Here is a 15,713-nt window from a genome sequence, read left to right as displayed (position 1 = left end):
CTCTAAAGGTAAGGGTTCAAGGCGACAACAGGTAGCCGCTGCGATAGGCCTGGTTGCCTGCCACATGGGCAACGACCATACCGGCGGTGGCCATGCGCCGCAGCGAGCGGGCATAAAGCAGGCCGGGCTGGGTATTGCGCACCGGGGTTACCCGGTCGCTGAGCGGATCGATGACTTCAGCGATCAGCTCATTGGCTTGCAGGTACTGGCCCGGTTTGGCGTGAAACACCAGCAAGCCGCCCAGGGGCGTCGCCACAGGCTCCACACCGGCCAGCGGCGTTGCCGGGTAGCTCAGGGCGGGCAGGGCGGCGGGCTCGCCTTCAATGGCGCCGTAGCGGGTCAGGTAATCGAGGATTGCTGCGCAGTCCTGTTCCGCCAGTGGATGGCTGACATCGCCCTGGCCACGCAATTCGACGGTCACCGAGAAGCTGCCCTGGGGGATCGGGAACTGCTTGGCGAAACGCTGCTGCAATTGCCACCAGACCAGGGTAAAGCACTCATCGAAGGACTGGCCGCCCGAGTCGGTGGCCAGCAGGCTGGCCTGGGCTCCCAGGTAACGTGACAACGGCTCGACCTGTGGCCAGGCCTCCGGGGTGGTGTACAGGTGTGCCACGGCCTCGAAATCGCAGTGCAGGTCGAGCACCATCTCGGCATCGCAGGCCAGGCGTTGCAGGGTCAGGCGCTGGGATTGCAGCGGGGTGTGGGCGACATGGGTGTCCAGGGCGCGGCGCAGGCTTTCGCGAATCAGCGCGATGTTGTGCTGCGGGTCCTGGCTCAGGTGATCGGCGACCTGGTCGCCGACCTGGTCGCTCAGGTCGACGAAGTGGCGGTTGAAGTTTTCCCCGCTCTGCAGCTCATAACGGCCCAGTGGTACATCCATCAGCACCTGTTCCAGGCCCACCGGGTTGGCAATCGGCACCAGCACGATCTCGCGGCGCAGCAAGCCCTGGTCCTCAAGCTCAGCCAGGCGTTGCTTGAGGTGCCAGGCCACCAGCATGCCGGGCAGTTCATCGGCGTGCAGCGAGGCCTGAATGTAGATCTTGCCGGCTTGCGGGGGGCCGAAGTGGAAGCTGTGGATCTGCCGGGCAATGCCTGGAACCGGCGCCAGAATGTCGTGAGTCGAGTGATGCATATCAGTCCTAGTGTGTCGGTCCTAGAAAAGCCAGCCAGCGACGTTCGGCGAGGCGGAACAAGCCTACCAGGGCGAAGGTCACGCACAGGTAGATGGCCGCAGCGATGCTGAACGACTGAAAAGTCAGAAACGTGGCCGAGTTGGCGTCACGGGCGACCTTGAGGATGTCCGGCACGGTGGCGGTGAAGGCCACTGTGGTGGAATGCAGCATCAGGATCACTTCGTTGCTGTAGTAGGGCAGCGAGCGGCGCAGCGCCGACGGCATGATGATATAAGCATAAAGTCTCCAGCCGCGCAGGCCGTAGGCCTTGGCTGCCTCGACTTCACCATGGTTCATGCTGCGGATCGCCCCGGCGAAAATCTCCGTGGTGTAGGCGCAGGTGTTGAGGGCAAAGGCGAGGATGGTGCAGTTCATCGCGTCGCGAAAGAAGCTGTCGAGCAGCGGTTGGGCGCGCACCGCTTCCAGGCTGTAGATCCCCGTGTAGCAGATCAGCAACTGGATATACAACGGCGTGCCGCGAAACAGGTAGGTGTAGAACTGGACCGGCCAGCGAATCCAGAAGCGCGGCGACACCCGGGCTATCGACAGCGGGATCGACACCACGAAACCGATGGCCAGCGATGCGGTCAGCAGCCACATGGTCATGGCCAGGCCAGTGATGTGGGTGCCGTCGGTGTAGAGGAAGGCGCGCCAGTATTCCTGCAAGAGTTCGATCATCGGATGGCCTCCCGGGTGCCGACGTTATAGCGCCGTTCCAGCCAGCGCAGGGCGACGTTCGAGGCGCTGGTGATCAACAGATAGATGAAGGCGGCGACCACCAGGAAGTAGAACAGCTGGTAGCTGCTCTTGCCGGCGTCCTGGGCGGCCTTGACCAGGTCGGCCAGGCCGATGATCGACACCAGGGCGGTGGCCTTGAGCATCACCATCCAGTTGTTGCCGATGCCTGGCAGGGCGAAGCGCATCATTTGCGGAAAGACCACGAAGCGGAAACGTTGCAGGCGTTTGAGCCCATAGGCGGTGGCTGCTTCGACCTGGCCGCGGGGCACGGCGAGGATGGCGCCGCGGAAGGTCTCGGTGAAATAGGCGCCGTAGATGAAGCCCAGGGTGATGACCCCGGCGGCGAATGGATCGATCTCGATGTATTCCCATTCCATGGTGTCGGTCAGGGTGGTCAGCCAGGTTTGCAGGCTGTAGAAAATCAGCAGCATCAGCACCAGGTCGGGCACGCCGCGAATCAGCGTGGTGTAGGCCTGGGCGATCAGGCGTAGCGGGCGCACTGGCGAGAGTTTGGCACTGGCACCGAGCAGGCCCAGGCCAACGCTGACCAGCAGCGACATGAAGGACAGTTTGATGGTCATCCAGGTGCCCTGCAGCAGCAAGGGGCCGAAACCCTTCAAGCTGAATGCCGAGAGCCCCAGAAATTGCAGCAGGTCTTCGAACATGAACCGAACCTATGCCAGTAGACGCGAACAGGTGGGAACCGGCATGGCCGGTTCCCACATGGGTTATTTGCCGCTGTAGAGGTTCAGGTCACCGAAGTGTTTTTTCTGGATTTGGGCATAGGTGCCGTCGTCGTGTAACGCTTTGATACCTTTGTCCAGGAGCGCCTTGAGCTCAGTGTTACCTTTTTTGATACCGATGGCGGTCTTGGATGGCAGCAATTCGCTGTCGACCGGCTCGCTGACTTCGTAGTCGGCGCCTTTGGGCGACTTGAGAAAGCCCAGCTCAGCCTGGAGCATGTCCTGGATCGAGGCATCCAGGCGCCCGGAGGTCAGGTCTGCGTAGACCTGGTCCTGGTTCTGGTAGGCCTGGGTCTTGACCCCGGCCTTGTCCAGCACGGCTTTGGCGTAGGCTTCCTGGATAGTGCCCTGCTCGTAGCCGACGGTCTTGCCCTTGAGCGAGGCCGGGTCGGCGGTCAGGCCGGAACCTTTCTTGAACACCAGGCTGGTGGGACCGGAGAACAGCTCATTGGAGAAATCGATGACTTTCTCCCGCGCCGGGGTAACGGTCATCGACGAGATTACACCATCGAACTTGTTGGCCTTGAGCCCTGGAATCATGCCGTCGAAGTCGCTTTCCACCCACTTGCACTTGACCTTGAGCTCAGCACAGATGGCATTGCCCAGGTCGATGTCGAAGCCCACCAGGGTACCGTCGGCGGCCTTCGATTCGAATGGTGCATAAGACGGATCAACGCCGAAGCGCAGCTCCTTGTATTCCTTGGCCAGGGTATTCCCCGCAGCCAGACACAACGCGAGTGCGGAAAGCGTCAGCCATGCTTTTTTCATTGTGTGTCCTTGGATTCGCAAAGTGTTGGGGTGGCACAAAGCCGTTACCGGTCGATGCCAGACAACACAGTGATAGCAAGTTTCACACCATATTCCAGCCGGCCCCCACAATGGATCGGTGTATGCATGATCCTGTGGGAGCTGGCTTTGCCAGCGATGGGCTGTAGCGCGGCGCTTTTAGTAGCGCGCATCCACCGGTTTGCCACCGTTGGGCCAATCCTTGACCTTGTCCGGGAAGTCCGGCCGTGGTTGCTGCGAGAACCAGGCCGCGACATCCACCGCCTCCTGATCACTCAAGCCACCCTGGCCCAATGGGAACTTCTCGTGGAAGCCAATCGGCATGTTGCGTTTGACGAATGCTGCGGCGGTATAGGTGCGGGCCATGCCGGCGCCGATGTTGAACGACTGCTCGCCCCACAGTGGCGGGTACACCAGGCTGCCGTCTTCACGGGCCAGGCCCTCGCCATTGCTGCCATGGCACACCGCACATTGTTCGGCATACACCTGCTTGCCGTTGTCCAGGTCCGGCTTGATCGCGGTATCGATCTTGCCGACCCCGCGTCCGGCCACTTTGTCGCCCGGCAGGGTGTTCATCTTCATCCAGTCGAAGTAGGCCACCATCGCCTGCATGTCCGCTGATTGCGGCGGTAGCGGTTTACCATTCATCGAACGACGGAAGCAGCCGTTGATGCGCTCTTCGAGGGTGACTTCCTTGCCCGCCCGCGGTGCGTAGCTGGGGAAGAATGCCGAGACGCCGACAAACGGCGAACCATCGGCCACGGTGCCGGCGTTGAGGTGGCAACTGGTGCAGTTCAGCGCGTTACCGACGTTGTTCGGCAGCAACTCGCGGGTTTGCAGGTGCAGGCGCATGCCACGGATGACCTGGTCGGCGTTGGCGGCAGCCAGCAGGTTGGCCAGGCGAGGGGTTTCAAATGCCGTCGAGTCGGTGGTCTGCGGGTTGAGTTGCTCACGCAGTGTCTTCACCTGCTTGGCAGTGATCGGCGAGCTGTTGTTGCCCCAGCGATTGCGCACGAAACTCAGGATCTCGGCGATCTCTTCATCGGCCAGGCGCGCAAACCCCGGCATGGTGTAGACCCGCGAATGGGTGGCGGTCTGCGCGGTCTCCCAGCCGGTGAGGGTGATGTGCAGCAAGGAGGTCGGATTGGCCGAGGCGATGCTCGGGTTGCCGGCCAATGGCGGGAACAGGCCCTTGACCCCGCGCCCGTCGGGGCGGTGGCAGTCGCTGCAGAACTGGGTGTAGCCCAGGCCGCCACGGCTGCTGAACAGGTCATCCGGTGCTGCAGCTGCCAGCGGGATGTCCGGCATCGGCAGGTCGTCCTTGCCCGGCGGCAGGGACTTCAGGTAGCTGGCGATGGCAATCAGGTCGCCATCACTGAAGTGCTGGGTACTGTGATGGATCACGTCGGCCATGTTGCCCGACACCGTGGCGAAGCGGTTCTGCCCGGTCTTGAGCAGTTGCACGGTGTCGTCGACGGTCCACAGGTTGCGCAGGCTCAGGGCGCGCCAGTGCTCAACGGTTTCGCCGGCGAGGAAGTGCTTGCCGCTGCGACCGGCGTCGCTCATGGCTTTTTCCTGGAAGGCGATGCCGCGTGGGGTGTGGCAGGCACCACAATGACCCAGGCCTTGCACCAGGTAGGCACCACGATTGAGCACCTCATCCTTGTTGGGGTCGGGCTCGAAGGGCTGGGTGTCGACGAAGGCGAAGTTCCACAACGACAAGCCCCAGCGCATGTTGAACGGCCAGCTCATGTCCGCTTCCTGGTTGGACTGGCTGATCGGCGTCACGCCGTGCATCAGGTAGGCATAAAGGGCGCGCATGTCCTCTTCGCTCATTTTCGCGTAGGACGGGTAGGGCATTGCCGGGTAGAGGTTGGTACCGTCCGGGGTAACACCTTCGCGCATGGCCTTGTCGAACTGTTCAAAACTGTAGCGGCCGATACCGGTGTCTGGATCGGGGGTGATGTTGCTCGAATAGATGGTGCCCATGGGCGTTTGCAGTTGCAGGCCGCCGGCCATTTGCGGCGCTTGCGGGGCGGTGTGGCAGGCGATGCAGTCGCCCAGTTGGGCGATGTACTTGCCGCGGGCAAGCAGTTCGGGGTCGGCCGCCGCTGCCGGGGGCGGCTCACTGGCGAGTGCACAGAACGACAACACGGTCGTGGCCACCAGGGCCAGACGGGAGAAGGCAGATGCCATTGCATTATTCCTTTAATCACCTGGCGTGGGGTGGTCCCCTGGGCGCAGGGCTGCAATCGTTTTTATGGTTCATCAGGCAGAGGCTGGTAACGAAACCGGCCTCAGTTTCGTTGTAATGGATTTGGTGGCGGGGGCTGTTGATATGGATCAGCGCAGCCGGCATTGCACCGGCTGCGGGTGGTTGTACCGGGGTTACTTGCCCGGCACCAGGGTCAGGCGCTTGCTGCCATAGGCGCGGTCGAAGTTTTGCGGCTGCACCGGCAGGCTCATGTAGCGGCCTTTGAACCAGGCATCCAGGCCGTCGGCAAAGTGCGGGCTGGCCGGGTTGCCGGACTGGCCGCTGCTGCTTTGCAGTTGCAGCGGTTCGACCTGGCCGAAGTCCACCACCATGCGCAGCGACGGTGCCAGTTGCGCGTTGAAGTCCTTGCCCCAGGCGTAGGGCGCCAGGTTCAGGGTACTGTGGTCACCACCGCTGGCCAGCGGGCCGCGGCTGACGGTATCACCCAGGCCGTGGAAGGTCGGTACCGGCCAGCGGTACTGGTGCAGCTTGCCCCATTGCCAGGCGCGGTGGTCATTGCCCAGTTGCGCTTCGCCGGCGCTGACGGCCGCAGCGAGGCTGCGGGCAAGAATGGTCGGTTTGTCTTCCTTTTGCGCGGTTTTCTGATCGTCCCAGAATGGGCTGTCTTCGCGACCGAGCAGGTGGTCGGCCTGGGCCGAATAGGACAACCGGGCATTGCCGACGAACGCCTGCCAGGCCAGGCTGGATTCGGGGCCCAGCTCGTCGAGGAAGGTCAGTTTTGCGCTTTCCTGCAGGAACAGTTCGTACAGGGCGGCATCTGCCGATGTGCTGCTCAGCCGGCCGTCAAAGGCCATCAGCCGGGTGTAAGCCTCACGGGCCCTGGTCCGCTGATCGGCGGGCAGGGCGTCGATCGCCTGCTTCAGGGGCTGGGCCATGCCGGGCGCTTCGAACATCTTTTTCAGCTTGTCGGCAAACAGCGTGGTCTGGTCGTTCTGCATCAGGATCAGGCTGCGGCTGTCATGTTTGCCATTGCCGGCCAGTTGCGCCAGGCGCTCGGCGCGCTCGGGGTAGTACCAGCTGTTGGACAGCTGCATGCCGTAGCCTTTGGGCACACTGCGCTGGTTGGCATTGCCAAGCCAGCCCTGGGGTGGGTCCTGGTCGTAGGGATGGAGCATCGGGTCGGCGTAACCGTCCCAGTCGTAGCGTCCGTCCCAGCCCGGCGACGGCAGCAGGCCCTGGCCTTCGCGGCGGTTGGGGAAGCGTCCGCTGACTTGCCAGCCGATATTGCTGGCGTCGGCAAAGACGAAGTTCAGCGCCGCGGCGCCGATCTCGCGGGTGTTGTCGAACGCGTGCTCGACTTTCTGCGCCCGCGACAGGTTGAAGAAGGCGTCCAGGCTCTGGTCGCCCTTGAACTCGGGCATGCGCAAGGCCAGGCCCAGGCTTGCATTCTGCGGCTGGCCGAGCAGGGTGCCGTGGCGGGTGTCGTACAGGGTCTCACGCAGCGGGCGCTGGCCCTTGATGAAGAAGGTCTCGTTGCGGGCCTGGGCCGGCAGCCATTTGCCGTCGGCCTGGTACATCAAGCGGTTGCCTTCCTTGCGCAGTTTTTCCAGGAACAGGTCCTGGTTGTCGGCCATCACCGCGCTGGCACTCCAGGCCAGCTTGCCGTTGTAGCCGGACAGCACCAGCGGCAGGCCGGCAATCGACACGCCAGCGGCCTGGTACTTGGGCGAGCGGATCTGCACCGGGCTCATGGCCCAGGCACCGAGGGTATCGCTGGCCATCAGGCTCTTGCCGCTGCGGCTGCGCTGCGGGGCAATCGCCCAGTTGCTGGCGCCGGCCGTGCCGAGCAGGTTGAGCGCGGCCAGTTGCTCGCTGGCCGCGGTCAATGGCGCCAGGCCCGCGAGCTGGCTATTCAGGTTAAGGCCTTTGAGCTTGTCGGTTTCGGCCAGGGCCAGGGGCTCGTCAGGATAGCTGGGCAACAGCCAGGCCAGTTTGTCGGTGCCGACTTTCTGCGCCAGGCCCAGGGCTGCGAGTTCTTCCTGCAGGTTGACCGACTGGCTGAAGGTGTACAGGCAGAAGATCAGCGCCGAGTCCTCGGGCTTCCAGTATTCCGGGCGGTAGCCGCTCTGGGCCAAGGGGGCCGGCAGCTTGTCGCGGTAGCGGAACAGGTAGGCGTTGACGCCGCGGGCATACACCTCGAAGAAACGCTTGAGCCGTGGTGAGGCATCGGCATACAGCTGGTTGGCGCTGGCCTTGAGGTTGGCCGCGCGCATCAGGCGGTCGACTTCCAGCACATCGGCGCCGGCCATTTCCGCCAGGCGGCCTTGAGCCAGCAGGCGCATGCCGACCATCTGCCCGATACGGTCGCCGGCGTGGACATAACCCAGGGCGAACAGCGCATCGTGGAAGTTGCTCGATTCGATCAGCGGCATGCCCATGGCGTTGCGGCGTACTGAAACATTCTGCGCCAGGCCCTTGAGCGGCTGCACGCCTGTAGCAGGCAGCACGCTGTCACGCTGGCCGGCCATCTGGCAGCCGCTCAGGCTCAATAGCCCGAGCATCACAGCGGCTACGCCGAACCGGGGGGTAAAAGGGGGAAGGGCTGGCGCGGCCATGATCAGGCTCCTGCAGGGCGTGGCGGTAAAAGGCGCTACGTTAGTGAGCGCGATCACACCATGCAAGCGGGGCGCCGCCTTTATTTTCAGCAGTTGACGAGGCGTCGATCCTGCCGGGAGGGGCTAGCGGCCGCACCTGTGCTGGGCACAAGCGCCGGCCACTGCTACAAGGCCGCTATCAGGCCCCGTGGCACTTCTTGAACTTCTTGCTGCTGCCGCATGGGCACGGATCGTTGCGGCCGACGTCCTTCAGGGCGTTGCGCACCGGCTCCTGGTGGCCGTGGTTGCAGTGCGGGCCGTGTACATGGCCGTGGTCATGGTCGTGATGATCATGATCGTGGTTGCAGTCAGGGCCATGGACATGGGGTTGCTGGGTCATCTTGGGTTACTCCGGAATAAGATCGCCGGGAATTATCTCACCACTGCGCGACAAGTGCAGGTCGCGGGCGAAGAATAATCCGCTGCTCAGTTCACCTTCCAGGCGATAGCGCAGTGGACCTTGGCTGCCTTTGAGCAATTTTGCCAGGGGTTTGACCTGCTGCCAGAGGTTGGTGCGCACCGGGATCTTGAAGGTGCGCCGCGCGTGGGCGCCGACGCTGCGCCAGAGGCTGGCTTCACCTGCGGTCAGCGCCAGGTCGTTGATCAGCACCTTGTAGCTCAGGTAACGGATGAACAGACGGCTGTCGTTGGGGTTGTCGACCTGCACATGGAGCACGAACTCCTGTTGCAGCAGGCGCATCTTTACCGGTTCCACCTTGAGCAGGTGCACCTGCGGGTCTTGATAGTCCGCGTCCAGCCAGCTGGCGCACCCCACCAGTTGCAGGAGCAGAGCGCCAATCAGCAACAGGCGGGCCATCAGGCTCAGCTACCCAGGTAACTGGAGCAGCACTTCTTGAATTTCTGCCCGCTGTTGCACGGGCAGGGGTCGTTGCGCGTGGCCTTGAGGCTGACAGTGGGGTCGATGAAGTACCAGCGGCCCTGGTTCTGTACGAAGGCTGAGCGTTCGCGATGGCAATGCTCGCCGTCGTTGTCGTGCCAGCGGGCGGTGAAGGTTACGAACGCATGTTCAGGCTTGCCGCCGAACACCTCGGCGCTTTCCACCTCAAGGCCCAGCCAGGTGCTTTGCTGGCTCCAGGCCTTGATCGCTTCGCGATCGAGCCCGGCCTGCTGCGCCGGCAGGGTGGTGGCTACCAGGTAGTCGACCAGCCCCAGTACGTAGGCGCTGTAGCGCGAACGCATCAGGGTCTGCGCGTCGGGGGCGGGAAGCCCTGCGTGATAATGCCCGCAACAGGTATCAAGCAGATCGCCGCTACCGCAGGGACAAACCGAGACACTCATTGCTTCACCACCAGTACTTGCCAAAATTTTCCGGGTTGGCCCAGAACTTGGCATTGAGCCAGTCCGGGACCTGTTTGTATTCATGTAGATCATAGGTGAACAGGTTTAGAACCTGCGCATCCCGTTGGAATTTTTCGCTGGCCTGCAGGGCCAGGGCGAAAAAATCGGTTTCCTGCCAGCCGCAGGCGCTCAGGTCGGCCAGTACCGCCACGCGGCTGGCGTTGAGGTTACGGATACCCCCCAGCAACTGCAGACCGTCACGTTTGGGCAGATGCTCCAGGCAATCGACCAGCAGCGCCAGGTCGAAGCGTTGCGCCGCCAGCTCCCCAGGCAGCGGGCCGGGGCTGGCCACGGCGATTTGCACATGCGGATGGGCCTGGGCGAACGCCTCCAGTGCCGGAAATCGCTCACCTATCAATAGCAGCCGCTGTGGCGCATAGCGATCGAGCAGGGCGGCAAGGGCCTGTTGCGGGGTGCGCTGGGAAAAGCCGTCCATCATCGGGAATCCTCGGTCAGATCGGGCAAGATTAACGGTCTGGCGTCCCTTGGCATAGTGCCGCAGCGCCGCATCATGGCCTATTGCTGGCGGATATCAATGAGGCGGTCTTTACTCCCAGAGCATCGGTTTTGCACCGATTCCCCCTAGGAGATGCAACAAAATGAGCATAGTACGCACAGCATTACCTCTGGTTCTGCTAACCAGCGTGTTGACTGGTTGTGCAGGTTTGCAAAAAACCGACTGGCCGAAGTGTGCTGCCGTCGGGGGTGTAGGCGGCGCAGCCCTGGGCGCCATCGAGAGTTCCAGCTGGGCTGGCTGGGGCGCGTTGCTCGGCGCAGGCATGGCGGCGGGCTATTGCTGGGCCCATGGCGATGGCGACGAAGACGGTGATGGCGTGCCGGACAGCCGCGACAAATGCCCGGGTACCCCGCGTGGGGTACAGGTCGATGCCAACGGTTGTCCGCCAGAGCCCGTGGCCGTGGTCGAAGAAGTGGCCGTGGTCAAGGAAGAGGTCATCGTCATCCGCGATGTTCACTTCGAGTTCGACTCCGCCAAACTGACCGCTGCTGACAAGGAGCGCCTCAATACCATTGCCACGCGCTTGAAAAGCGAAGCGGCGAACGCTCGCTTGAGTGTCACCGGCCATACCGACAGCAAAGGCTCTGATACCTACAACCAGAAACTCTCGGAACGCCGTGCCCATTCGGTCACCGAGTACCTGATCGAGAGCGGTGTGCCACGCGCCAGCTTCGTCTCGGTGCAGGGCGCGGGTGAAACCCAGCCGGTTGCCGACAATGCCACCGCCGAGGGTCGGGCACAGAACCGTCGTACGGAAATTCGTATCGAGCGCTGAAACGCCGACGGACCGCGGCCTGCGGCTTGAGAAGTACTGCAGGCCGGTCTTTACTCCTGTGTGACCGGTAGAGGCCGGTGACACAGGAGCAATTCTCATGAGTGTTCTCTCCAAGGCCACACTGCCGGTCCTTCTGGCCGCAAGCCTGCTCTCCGGTTGCGCGACCCACAGCGATGGCAGCGCCCCACTCAATCAAAGGACCTGGCCTATCTGCAGTCTGCTTGGCGGTCTGGTCGGTGGCGGCCTGGGGGCCATCGAAAGTTCTGCCTGGGCAGCTGGCGCCGGTGCTGCCGGTGCGATTGCCGGCGGCTTGATCTGTTATGCCCAGGATGGTGATGAAGACGAAGACGGGGTGTTCGATCGTCGTGACCGTTGCCCCGACACGCCGGCCAATACCCCGGTCAGCCACACCGGTTGCCCGTCGCCGCAGTACCCGGTGAGCCAGAAGGCGCCGGAGCCTGCAGCCACCTCGCAGGTCATCACCCTCAGCGATCAGGGGGCCGTGATGTTCGCCTCTGATTCGGCGCAGTTGACCAGTGCGGCCCAGCAACAATTGCAGGCGCTGGGCAGTAAGCTCAATGGCGCCAATGTGGTCAGCGTCAAGGTCATCGGCCACACCGATAGCCAAGGCTCCGATGCCTACAACCAGGCACTCTCCGAGCGGCGCGCGAGCAGCGTTGCCGAGTACCTGATCAGTCAGGGGCTGGCACCGTCGAAAGTCACCAGCCAGGGGCGCGGCGAGAGCCAGCCCATCGCCGAAAACGACACCGACGCCGGCCGCGCGCAAAATCGCAGGGTGGAACTGCACCTTAATTGATCGAGCCACTGGCACAAGGAGCGTGTCAGCCGTTACTGTTGCAGGCGATGCCGGCGTGGCTGGCATCGCCACCGAAAAATAACAACGGGGGGCGCCTATGCAAGGCTTACTGGGGCTGGCCAAGGCCCTGACCGTGGTGTTCTGGTGGGTGGTGCTGGTGAATCTGCTGATTCCCCTGGAGCATCCCTTCCACCTGCTGATCAATGCCGCCGGTGCCGCCCTGCTTGGCCTGCATCTGCTGGAAGTGTTGATGTTCAATGGTTGCTTGCGCACGCGCAGCCATCGTTGGTTCGATCGCTTGCAGATCCTGCTGGTGGGTATTTTTCATGTCCTTTCGATTCCTGCACCCCGCAAGGAAGCTGCTCATGCGTAAATTGATCATTCTGGCTGCGTTGTTCAGCCCCCTGGCCCTGGCCGATGCCATTAGCGTGGCGAGCCATTCGGTGCTGCGCTTGCCGAACAAGTCCAGCGTCGTGCATTTGCAGCGCTTGGAGGTTGCGGATTCCGCCACGTTGTTGCTGCCAGCCAGCCTGGTCGACCTCAAAATCGATGAGTTGCACCTGGGGCATGACGCGCGGATTGCCATCGTGCCGGCCGACACCACCTTGCAGATCGAGGTGAGCCGGGCCAGTTTGGGCGAGGGTAGCCAGATTGTCGCCCATGGTGCGCCGGGGACCTATGAAAAGGCGGCGAAGGCCGGGCGCAACCTGGCGTTGCAGTTGCATGAACTGCAGGCCTCGACGCTGGCCATTGATGCCCGTGGCGGGGCCGGTGCTCCGGGATACGTCGGGCTCGATGGCGCCAACGGCAAGCCGGGAGGTTGCACCTGGGGCCAGGCCAGCCGCGGGGCCAATGGCGACAATGGCGGCAATGGCCATGACGGCGCGCCTGGTGGCCGGGTACGGCTGGCGCTGCCGGCGGATTTCCCGGCCGAGCGCATCGTGGTTCAGGTCGATGGCGGCGCGCCAGGTGTGGCGGGGGCCGCCGGCAAGCCGGGGGCCGGTGGCGCGAGCAAGGGCTGCCTGGTTTACAGCACCGCTGGCGGTGCCGCGGGCAAGCCGGGTGTGGCAGGCCAGCCAGGTTTGCCCGGGGCGGCTGGGGAGTTGATTCTGCAGCGCCTGTAAAAATACACGCCGACCCTCTGGGAGCCGGCCTTGCCGGCGATGGGCTGCGTAGCAGCCCCCCAGGCTTCAATTCACCACAACACTCCACCCGACAACACCACTGCGATCCCCAGCATCAGGTTGATCCCGACCATCCGGCGAATCCTCGCCATGACCGCCGCGCCCGCAGGCCAGTCTTCGGCCTGCACCGCCTTACGCAGTTCCGGGTACAGCAACGACTGGATACGAAAGAACAGGGCGAACATCGCAATCGCGCCACCGATCATCACCTGAACATGCCGCGGTGTCGTCTCGAAGCTGGCAAAACGGGTATTGATCATGATCACACCGCTGATCGCCAGCACCGCGATCGCGATCCACACCCACACGAAAAAACGCTGAAACACTTCCACCCACAGGCGCAGACGAGCGGGGCCATCCAGGGCTGCAACCGCCGCAGGGCGCAGGATCAGCCAGGCAAAGAACATCCCCCCGACCCACACCAGGGCGGCCAGAACATGCAGGCTATAAGGAAGGGCAAAGATGGGCATCGGGATCTCCATTCGGCGCAAAGGGCAATAGCGGGGTATGATAGCGACCCAACCGAAACACTGAAAATTTATCCAGCCCTTCGGGCGCCCGACACCATGATCAGCAACGAACTCAAAACCACGATTCAGGGCGCCTATTCGCGTTTTCTCGAAGCCAAGAGCCTCAAGCCCCGCTATGGCCAGCGCCTGATGATTGCCGAAGTGGCCAAGGTGCTCGGCGATATCGACTGCGACGACGAAGGTCGGCGCGTCGGTGAACCGGCTGTGGTCGCGGTCGAGGCCGGCACCGGTACCGGCAAGACGGTGGCCTATAGCCTGGCCTCGATTCCTGCGGCCAAGGCGGCCGGCAAGCGCCTGGTAATCGCCACCGCCACGGTTGCCCTGCAGGAGCAGATCGTCTTCAAGGACCTGCCCGACCTGATGCGCAACAGCGGCCTGAATTTCAGCTTCGCCCTGGCCAAGGGCCGGGGCCGCTACCTGTGCCTGTCGAAACTCGACCTGCTGCTGCAGGAAGGCCAGGCACAGTCGGCCACTGCCCAGCTATTCGAAGAAGAAGGCTTCAAGATCGAAGTCGATGAGGCCAGCCAGAAGCTGTTCACCAGCATGATCGAGAAGCTCGCCGGCAACCGTTGGGATGGCGACCGTGACAGCTGGCCCCAGGCCCTGGAAGACCAGGACTGGGCGCGCCTGACCACCGACCATAGCCAGTGCACCGGCCGCCATTGCCCGAACTTCCAGCAGTGCACCTTCTACAAGGCCCGCGAAGGCATGGGCAAGGTCGATGTGATCGTCACCAACCATGACATGGTCCTGGCTGACCTGGCCCTGGGCGGCGGCGCCGTGCTGCCGGACCCGCGCGACACCATTTATGTGTTCGACGAAGGCCACCACCTGCCCGACAAGGCCATCGGCCACTTCGCCCACTACACCCGTTTGCGCTCGACCGCCGACTGGCTCGAGCAAACCGCCAAGAACCTGACCAAACTGCTGGCCCAGCATCCACTGCCCGGCGACCTGGGCAAACTGATCGAGCAGGTGCCGGAGCTGGCCCGCGAGATCAAGGCCCAGCAACAGTTCATGTTCAGTGCCTGCGAGCAGGTCGCCGATTTCCGCCCCGGCGAAGACATGGAAGGCCGCGAGCGGCCCCGTCATCGCTTCGAAGGCGGGGTGGTCCCCGAGCACATGCGCGAGATGGGCATCGAGCTGAAAAAGGGGTTCTCGCGCCTCAACGACCTGTTCACCCGCCTGACCGAGCTGCTCAAGGAAGGCATGGACGGCGAAGTCAACATCGGCATCGCCAGCCATCAGGCCGAGGAGTGGTACCCGTTGTTCGGCAGCCTGTTGATGCGTGCCCAGGGCAACTGGGAACTGTGGACCGCCTTCACCGCCGAGGACCCGGAAGACAGCCCGCCCATGGCCCGCTGGTTGACCCTGGCGGAAAGCGGCGCGCTGTTCGACATCGAGGTCAATGCCAGCCCGATCCTCGCCGCCGAAATGCTCCGGCGCAACCTGTGGAGCGTCGCCCATGGCGCCCTGGTGACCTCGGCCACCCTCACTGCGCTGGGCAAGTTCGATCGTTTCCGCATGCGTGCCGGGCTGCCCAAGACTGCGGTCACCAGCGTCGTGCCGAGCCCCTTCCACCACACCGATGCCGGCGTGCTGCGGGTGCCGGACCTGCGCGCCGACCCGCGCGATGCCGCCGCCCACACTGCGGCGATCATCCGCGACCTGCCGGAGCTGGTGGAAGGTTCGCGCGGTTCGCTGGTGCTGTTTTCTTCGCGCAAGCAGATGCAGGACGTGTTCGACGGCCTGGACCGCGACTGGCGCAAGCAGGTGTTCATCCAGGGCAACCTGTCCAAGCAGGAAACCCTCAACAAGCACAAGGCGCGGGTCGATGGCGGTGATTCCAGCGTGCTGTTCGGCCTGGCCAGTTTCGCCGAAGGCGTCGACCTGCCGGGCGCCTATTGCGAGCACGTGGTGATTGCCAAGATTCCGTTCGCGGTGCCGGATGATCCGGTCGAGGCAGCCCTGGCCGAATGGATCGAGGCCCGGGGCGGCAATCCGTTCATGGAAATCGCCGTGCCGGATGCCTCGCTGCGGCTGATCCAGGCCTGCGGGCGCCTGCTGCGCACCGAAGAGGATCGCGGCACCATCACCCTGCTTGATCGGCGCGTGGTCACCCAGCGCTACGGCAAGGCTATTCTCAATGCGTTGCCACCGTTTCGCAGAGAAATTTCCTGAAACCCGGAGCGCAATGCTCCGGGCGTTGTCTATCACTCAGTT

At 63.4% G+C, this 15,713-nt stretch carries 16 protein-coding genes; 5 read left to right on the top strand and 11 right to left on the bottom strand.

Going from position 1 to position 15,713, the window contains the following annotated elements:
- Positions 1-16: 16 nt before the first annotated feature.
- The 10 genes from PspR32_RS20040 to PspR32_RS19995 all read right to left on the bottom strand — a co-directional run bounded on the left by PspR32_RS20040 (position 17) and on the right by PspR32_RS19995 (position 10,106).
- Positions 17-1,132, bottom strand: coding sequence for a succinylglutamate desuccinylase/aspartoacylase family protein (locus PspR32_RS20040; protein WP_100782841.1), 1,116 nt, complete (start codon positions 1,130-1,132; stop codon positions 17-19).
- A gap of 7 nt (positions 1,133-1,139) precedes the next feature.
- Positions 1,140-1,850 (bottom strand): ABC transporter permease, encoded by a 711-nt coding sequence (locus tag PspR32_RS20035; protein ID WP_010221059.1) that lies wholly within the window; start codon positions 1,848-1,850, stop codon positions 1,140-1,142.
- Positions 1,847-2,575, bottom strand: a complete 729-nt coding sequence (locus tag PspR32_RS20030) for an ABC transporter permease (RefSeq protein ID WP_010221060.1) — start codon at positions 2,573-2,575, stop codon at positions 1,847-1,849. The genes PspR32_RS20035 and PspR32_RS20030 overlap by 4 nt, the downstream gene beginning before the upstream one ends.
- Before the next feature lie 63 nt (positions 2,576-2,638).
- On the bottom strand, positions 2,639-3,421 hold the full coding sequence (locus PspR32_RS20025) for a transporter substrate-binding domain-containing protein (RefSeq protein ID WP_010221061.1): 783 nt from the start codon (positions 3,419-3,421) through the stop codon (positions 2,639-2,641).
- A 177-nt stretch (positions 3,422-3,598) separates the two neighbouring features.
- Positions 3,599-5,635, bottom strand: coding sequence for a c-type cytochrome (locus PspR32_RS20020; RefSeq protein WP_159389067.1), 2,037 nt, complete (start codon positions 5,633-5,635; stop codon positions 3,599-3,601).
- Between the two features lie 192 nt (positions 5,636-5,827).
- Positions 5,828-8,269: a penicillin acylase family protein gene (locus PspR32_RS20015; RefSeq protein ID WP_010221063.1), complete on the bottom strand. Its 2,442-nt coding sequence runs from the start codon at positions 8,267-8,269 to the stop codon at positions 5,828-5,830.
- Positions 8,270-8,447: 178 nt separating this feature from the next.
- Complete coding sequence (locus PspR32_RS20010) at positions 8,448-8,648, bottom strand: SEC-C metal-binding domain-containing protein (RefSeq protein ID WP_010221064.1); 201 nt, start codon at positions 8,646-8,648, stop codon at positions 8,448-8,450.
- A gap of 6 nt (positions 8,649-8,654) precedes the next feature.
- Positions 8,655-9,125, bottom strand: coding sequence for an LEA type 2 family protein (locus PspR32_RS20005; RefSeq protein WP_010221065.1), 471 nt, complete (start codon positions 9,123-9,125; stop codon positions 8,655-8,657).
- 5 nt (positions 9,126-9,130) lie between these two features.
- Complete coding sequence (locus tag PspR32_RS20000; protein ID WP_010221066.1) at positions 9,131-9,607, bottom strand: YchJ family protein; 477 nt, start codon at positions 9,605-9,607, stop codon at positions 9,131-9,133.
- A gap of 4 nt (positions 9,608-9,611) precedes the next feature.
- Positions 9,612-10,106 carry a DUF6231 family protein gene (locus PspR32_RS19995; protein WP_026001193.1) on the bottom strand — a complete coding sequence of 165 codons (495 nt, stop codon included), beginning with the start codon at positions 10,104-10,106 and terminating at the stop codon, positions 9,612-9,614.
- A gap of 160 nt (positions 10,107-10,266) precedes the next feature.
- On the opposite strand from PspR32_RS19995, the gene PspR32_RS19990 reads away from it, so the two are divergent.
- The 4 genes from PspR32_RS19990 (at position 10,267) to PspR32_RS19975 (ending at position 12,900) form a co-directional block, all read left to right on the top strand.
- Positions 10,267-10,959 (top strand): OmpA family protein, encoded by a 693-nt coding sequence (locus tag PspR32_RS19990; protein WP_010221068.1) that lies wholly within the window; start codon positions 10,267-10,269, stop codon positions 10,957-10,959.
- A 97-nt stretch (positions 10,960-11,056) separates the two neighbouring features.
- Positions 11,057-11,776: an OmpA family protein gene (locus tag PspR32_RS19985; protein ID WP_010221069.1), complete on the top strand. Its 720-nt coding sequence runs from the start codon at positions 11,057-11,059 to the stop codon at positions 11,774-11,776.
- 97 nt (positions 11,777-11,873) lie between these two features.
- Positions 11,874-12,149 (top strand): DUF1145 domain-containing protein, encoded by a 276-nt coding sequence (locus tag PspR32_RS19980; RefSeq protein ID WP_010221070.1) that lies wholly within the window; start codon positions 11,874-11,876, stop codon positions 12,147-12,149.
- On the top strand, positions 12,142-12,900 hold the full coding sequence (locus tag PspR32_RS19975) for a hypothetical protein (protein WP_036996639.1): 759 nt from the start codon (positions 12,142-12,144) through the stop codon (positions 12,898-12,900). Before PspR32_RS19980 ends, PspR32_RS19975 begins: the two co-directional genes overlap by 8 nt.
- 71 nt (positions 12,901-12,971) lie before the next feature.
- Here PspR32_RS19975 and PspR32_RS19970 read toward each other — a convergent pair whose 3' ends face one another.
- Positions 12,972-13,430, bottom strand: a complete 459-nt coding sequence (locus PspR32_RS19970; RefSeq protein ID WP_010221072.1) for a CopD family protein — start codon at positions 13,428-13,430, stop codon at positions 12,972-12,974.
- A gap of 96 nt (positions 13,431-13,526) precedes the next feature.
- Between PspR32_RS19970 and dinG the strand changes: the two genes are divergently transcribed.
- Positions 13,527-15,671, top strand: coding sequence for an ATP-dependent DNA helicase DinG (gene dinG / locus PspR32_RS19965; RefSeq protein ID WP_010221073.1), 2,145 nt, complete (start codon positions 13,527-13,529; stop codon positions 15,669-15,671).
- Positions 15,672-15,713: the final 42 nt, after the last annotated feature.

The organism is Pseudomonas sp. R32, from assembly GCF_009866705.1.
Lineage (GTDB): Bacteria > Pseudomonadota > Gammaproteobacteria > Pseudomonadales > Pseudomonadaceae > Aquipseudomonas > Aquipseudomonas donghuensis.
The sequence above is the reverse complement of the archived record's forward strand: the minus strand, read 5'-3'. Positions and strand labels throughout refer to the sequence as shown.

Excerpts from the sequence above, each read along its gene's own strand:
- PspR32_RS20035 (WP_010221059.1), bottom strand. The coding sequence starts at position 1,850 with ATGATCGAACTCTTGCAGGAATACTGGCGCGCCTTCCTCTACACCGAC.
- PspR32_RS20000 (WP_010221066.1), bottom strand. The coding sequence starts at position 9,607 with ATGAGTGTCTCGGTTTGTCCCTGCGGTAGCGGCGATCTGCTTGATACC.
- PspR32_RS19975 (WP_036996639.1), top strand. The coding sequence starts at position 12,142 with ATGCGTAAATTGATCATTCTGGCTGCGTTGTTCAGCCCCCTGGCCCTG.
- PspR32_RS20025 (WP_010221061.1), bottom strand. The coding sequence starts at position 3,421 with ATGAAAAAAGCATGGCTGACGCTTTCCGCACTCGCGTTGTGTCTGGCT.
- PspR32_RS19985 (WP_010221069.1), top strand. The coding sequence starts at position 11,057 with ATGAGTGTTCTCTCCAAGGCCACACTGCCGGTCCTTCTGGCCGCAAGC.
- PspR32_RS19990 (WP_010221068.1), top strand. The coding sequence starts at position 10,267 with ATGAGCATAGTACGCACAGCATTACCTCTGGTTCTGCTAACCAGCGTG.
- PspR32_RS20015 (WP_010221063.1), bottom strand. The coding sequence starts at position 8,269 with ATGGCCGCGCCAGCCCTTCCCCCTTTTACCCCCCGGTTCGGCGTAGCC.
- PspR32_RS19995 (WP_026001193.1), bottom strand. The coding sequence starts at position 10,106 with ATGATGGACGGCTTTTCCCAGCGCACCCCGCAACAGGCCCTTGCCGCC.
- PspR32_RS20040 (WP_100782841.1), bottom strand. The coding sequence starts at position 1,132 with ATGCATCACTCGACTCACGACATTCTGGCGCCGGTTCCAGGCATTGCC.
- PspR32_RS19970 (WP_010221072.1), bottom strand. The coding sequence starts at position 13,430 with ATGCCCATCTTTGCCCTTCCTTATAGCCTGCATGTTCTGGCCGCCCTG.
- PspR32_RS19980 (WP_010221070.1), top strand. The coding sequence starts at position 11,874 with ATGCAAGGCTTACTGGGGCTGGCCAAGGCCCTGACCGTGGTGTTCTGG.
- PspR32_RS20005 (WP_010221065.1), bottom strand. The coding sequence starts at position 9,125 with ATGGCCCGCCTGTTGCTGATTGGCGCTCTGCTCCTGCAACTGGTGGGG.
- PspR32_RS20010 (WP_010221064.1), bottom strand. The coding sequence starts at position 8,648 with ATGACCCAGCAACCCCATGTCCATGGCCCTGACTGCAACCACGATCAT.
- PspR32_RS20020 (WP_159389067.1), bottom strand. The coding sequence starts at position 5,635 with ATGGCATCTGCCTTCTCCCGTCTGGCCCTGGTGGCCACGACCGTGTTG.
- dinG (WP_010221073.1), top strand. The coding sequence starts at position 13,527 with ATGATCAGCAACGAACTCAAAACCACGATTCAGGGCGCCTATTCGCGT.
- PspR32_RS20030 (WP_010221060.1), bottom strand. The coding sequence starts at position 2,575 with ATGTTCGAAGACCTGCTGCAATTTCTGGGGCTCTCGGCATTCAGCTTG.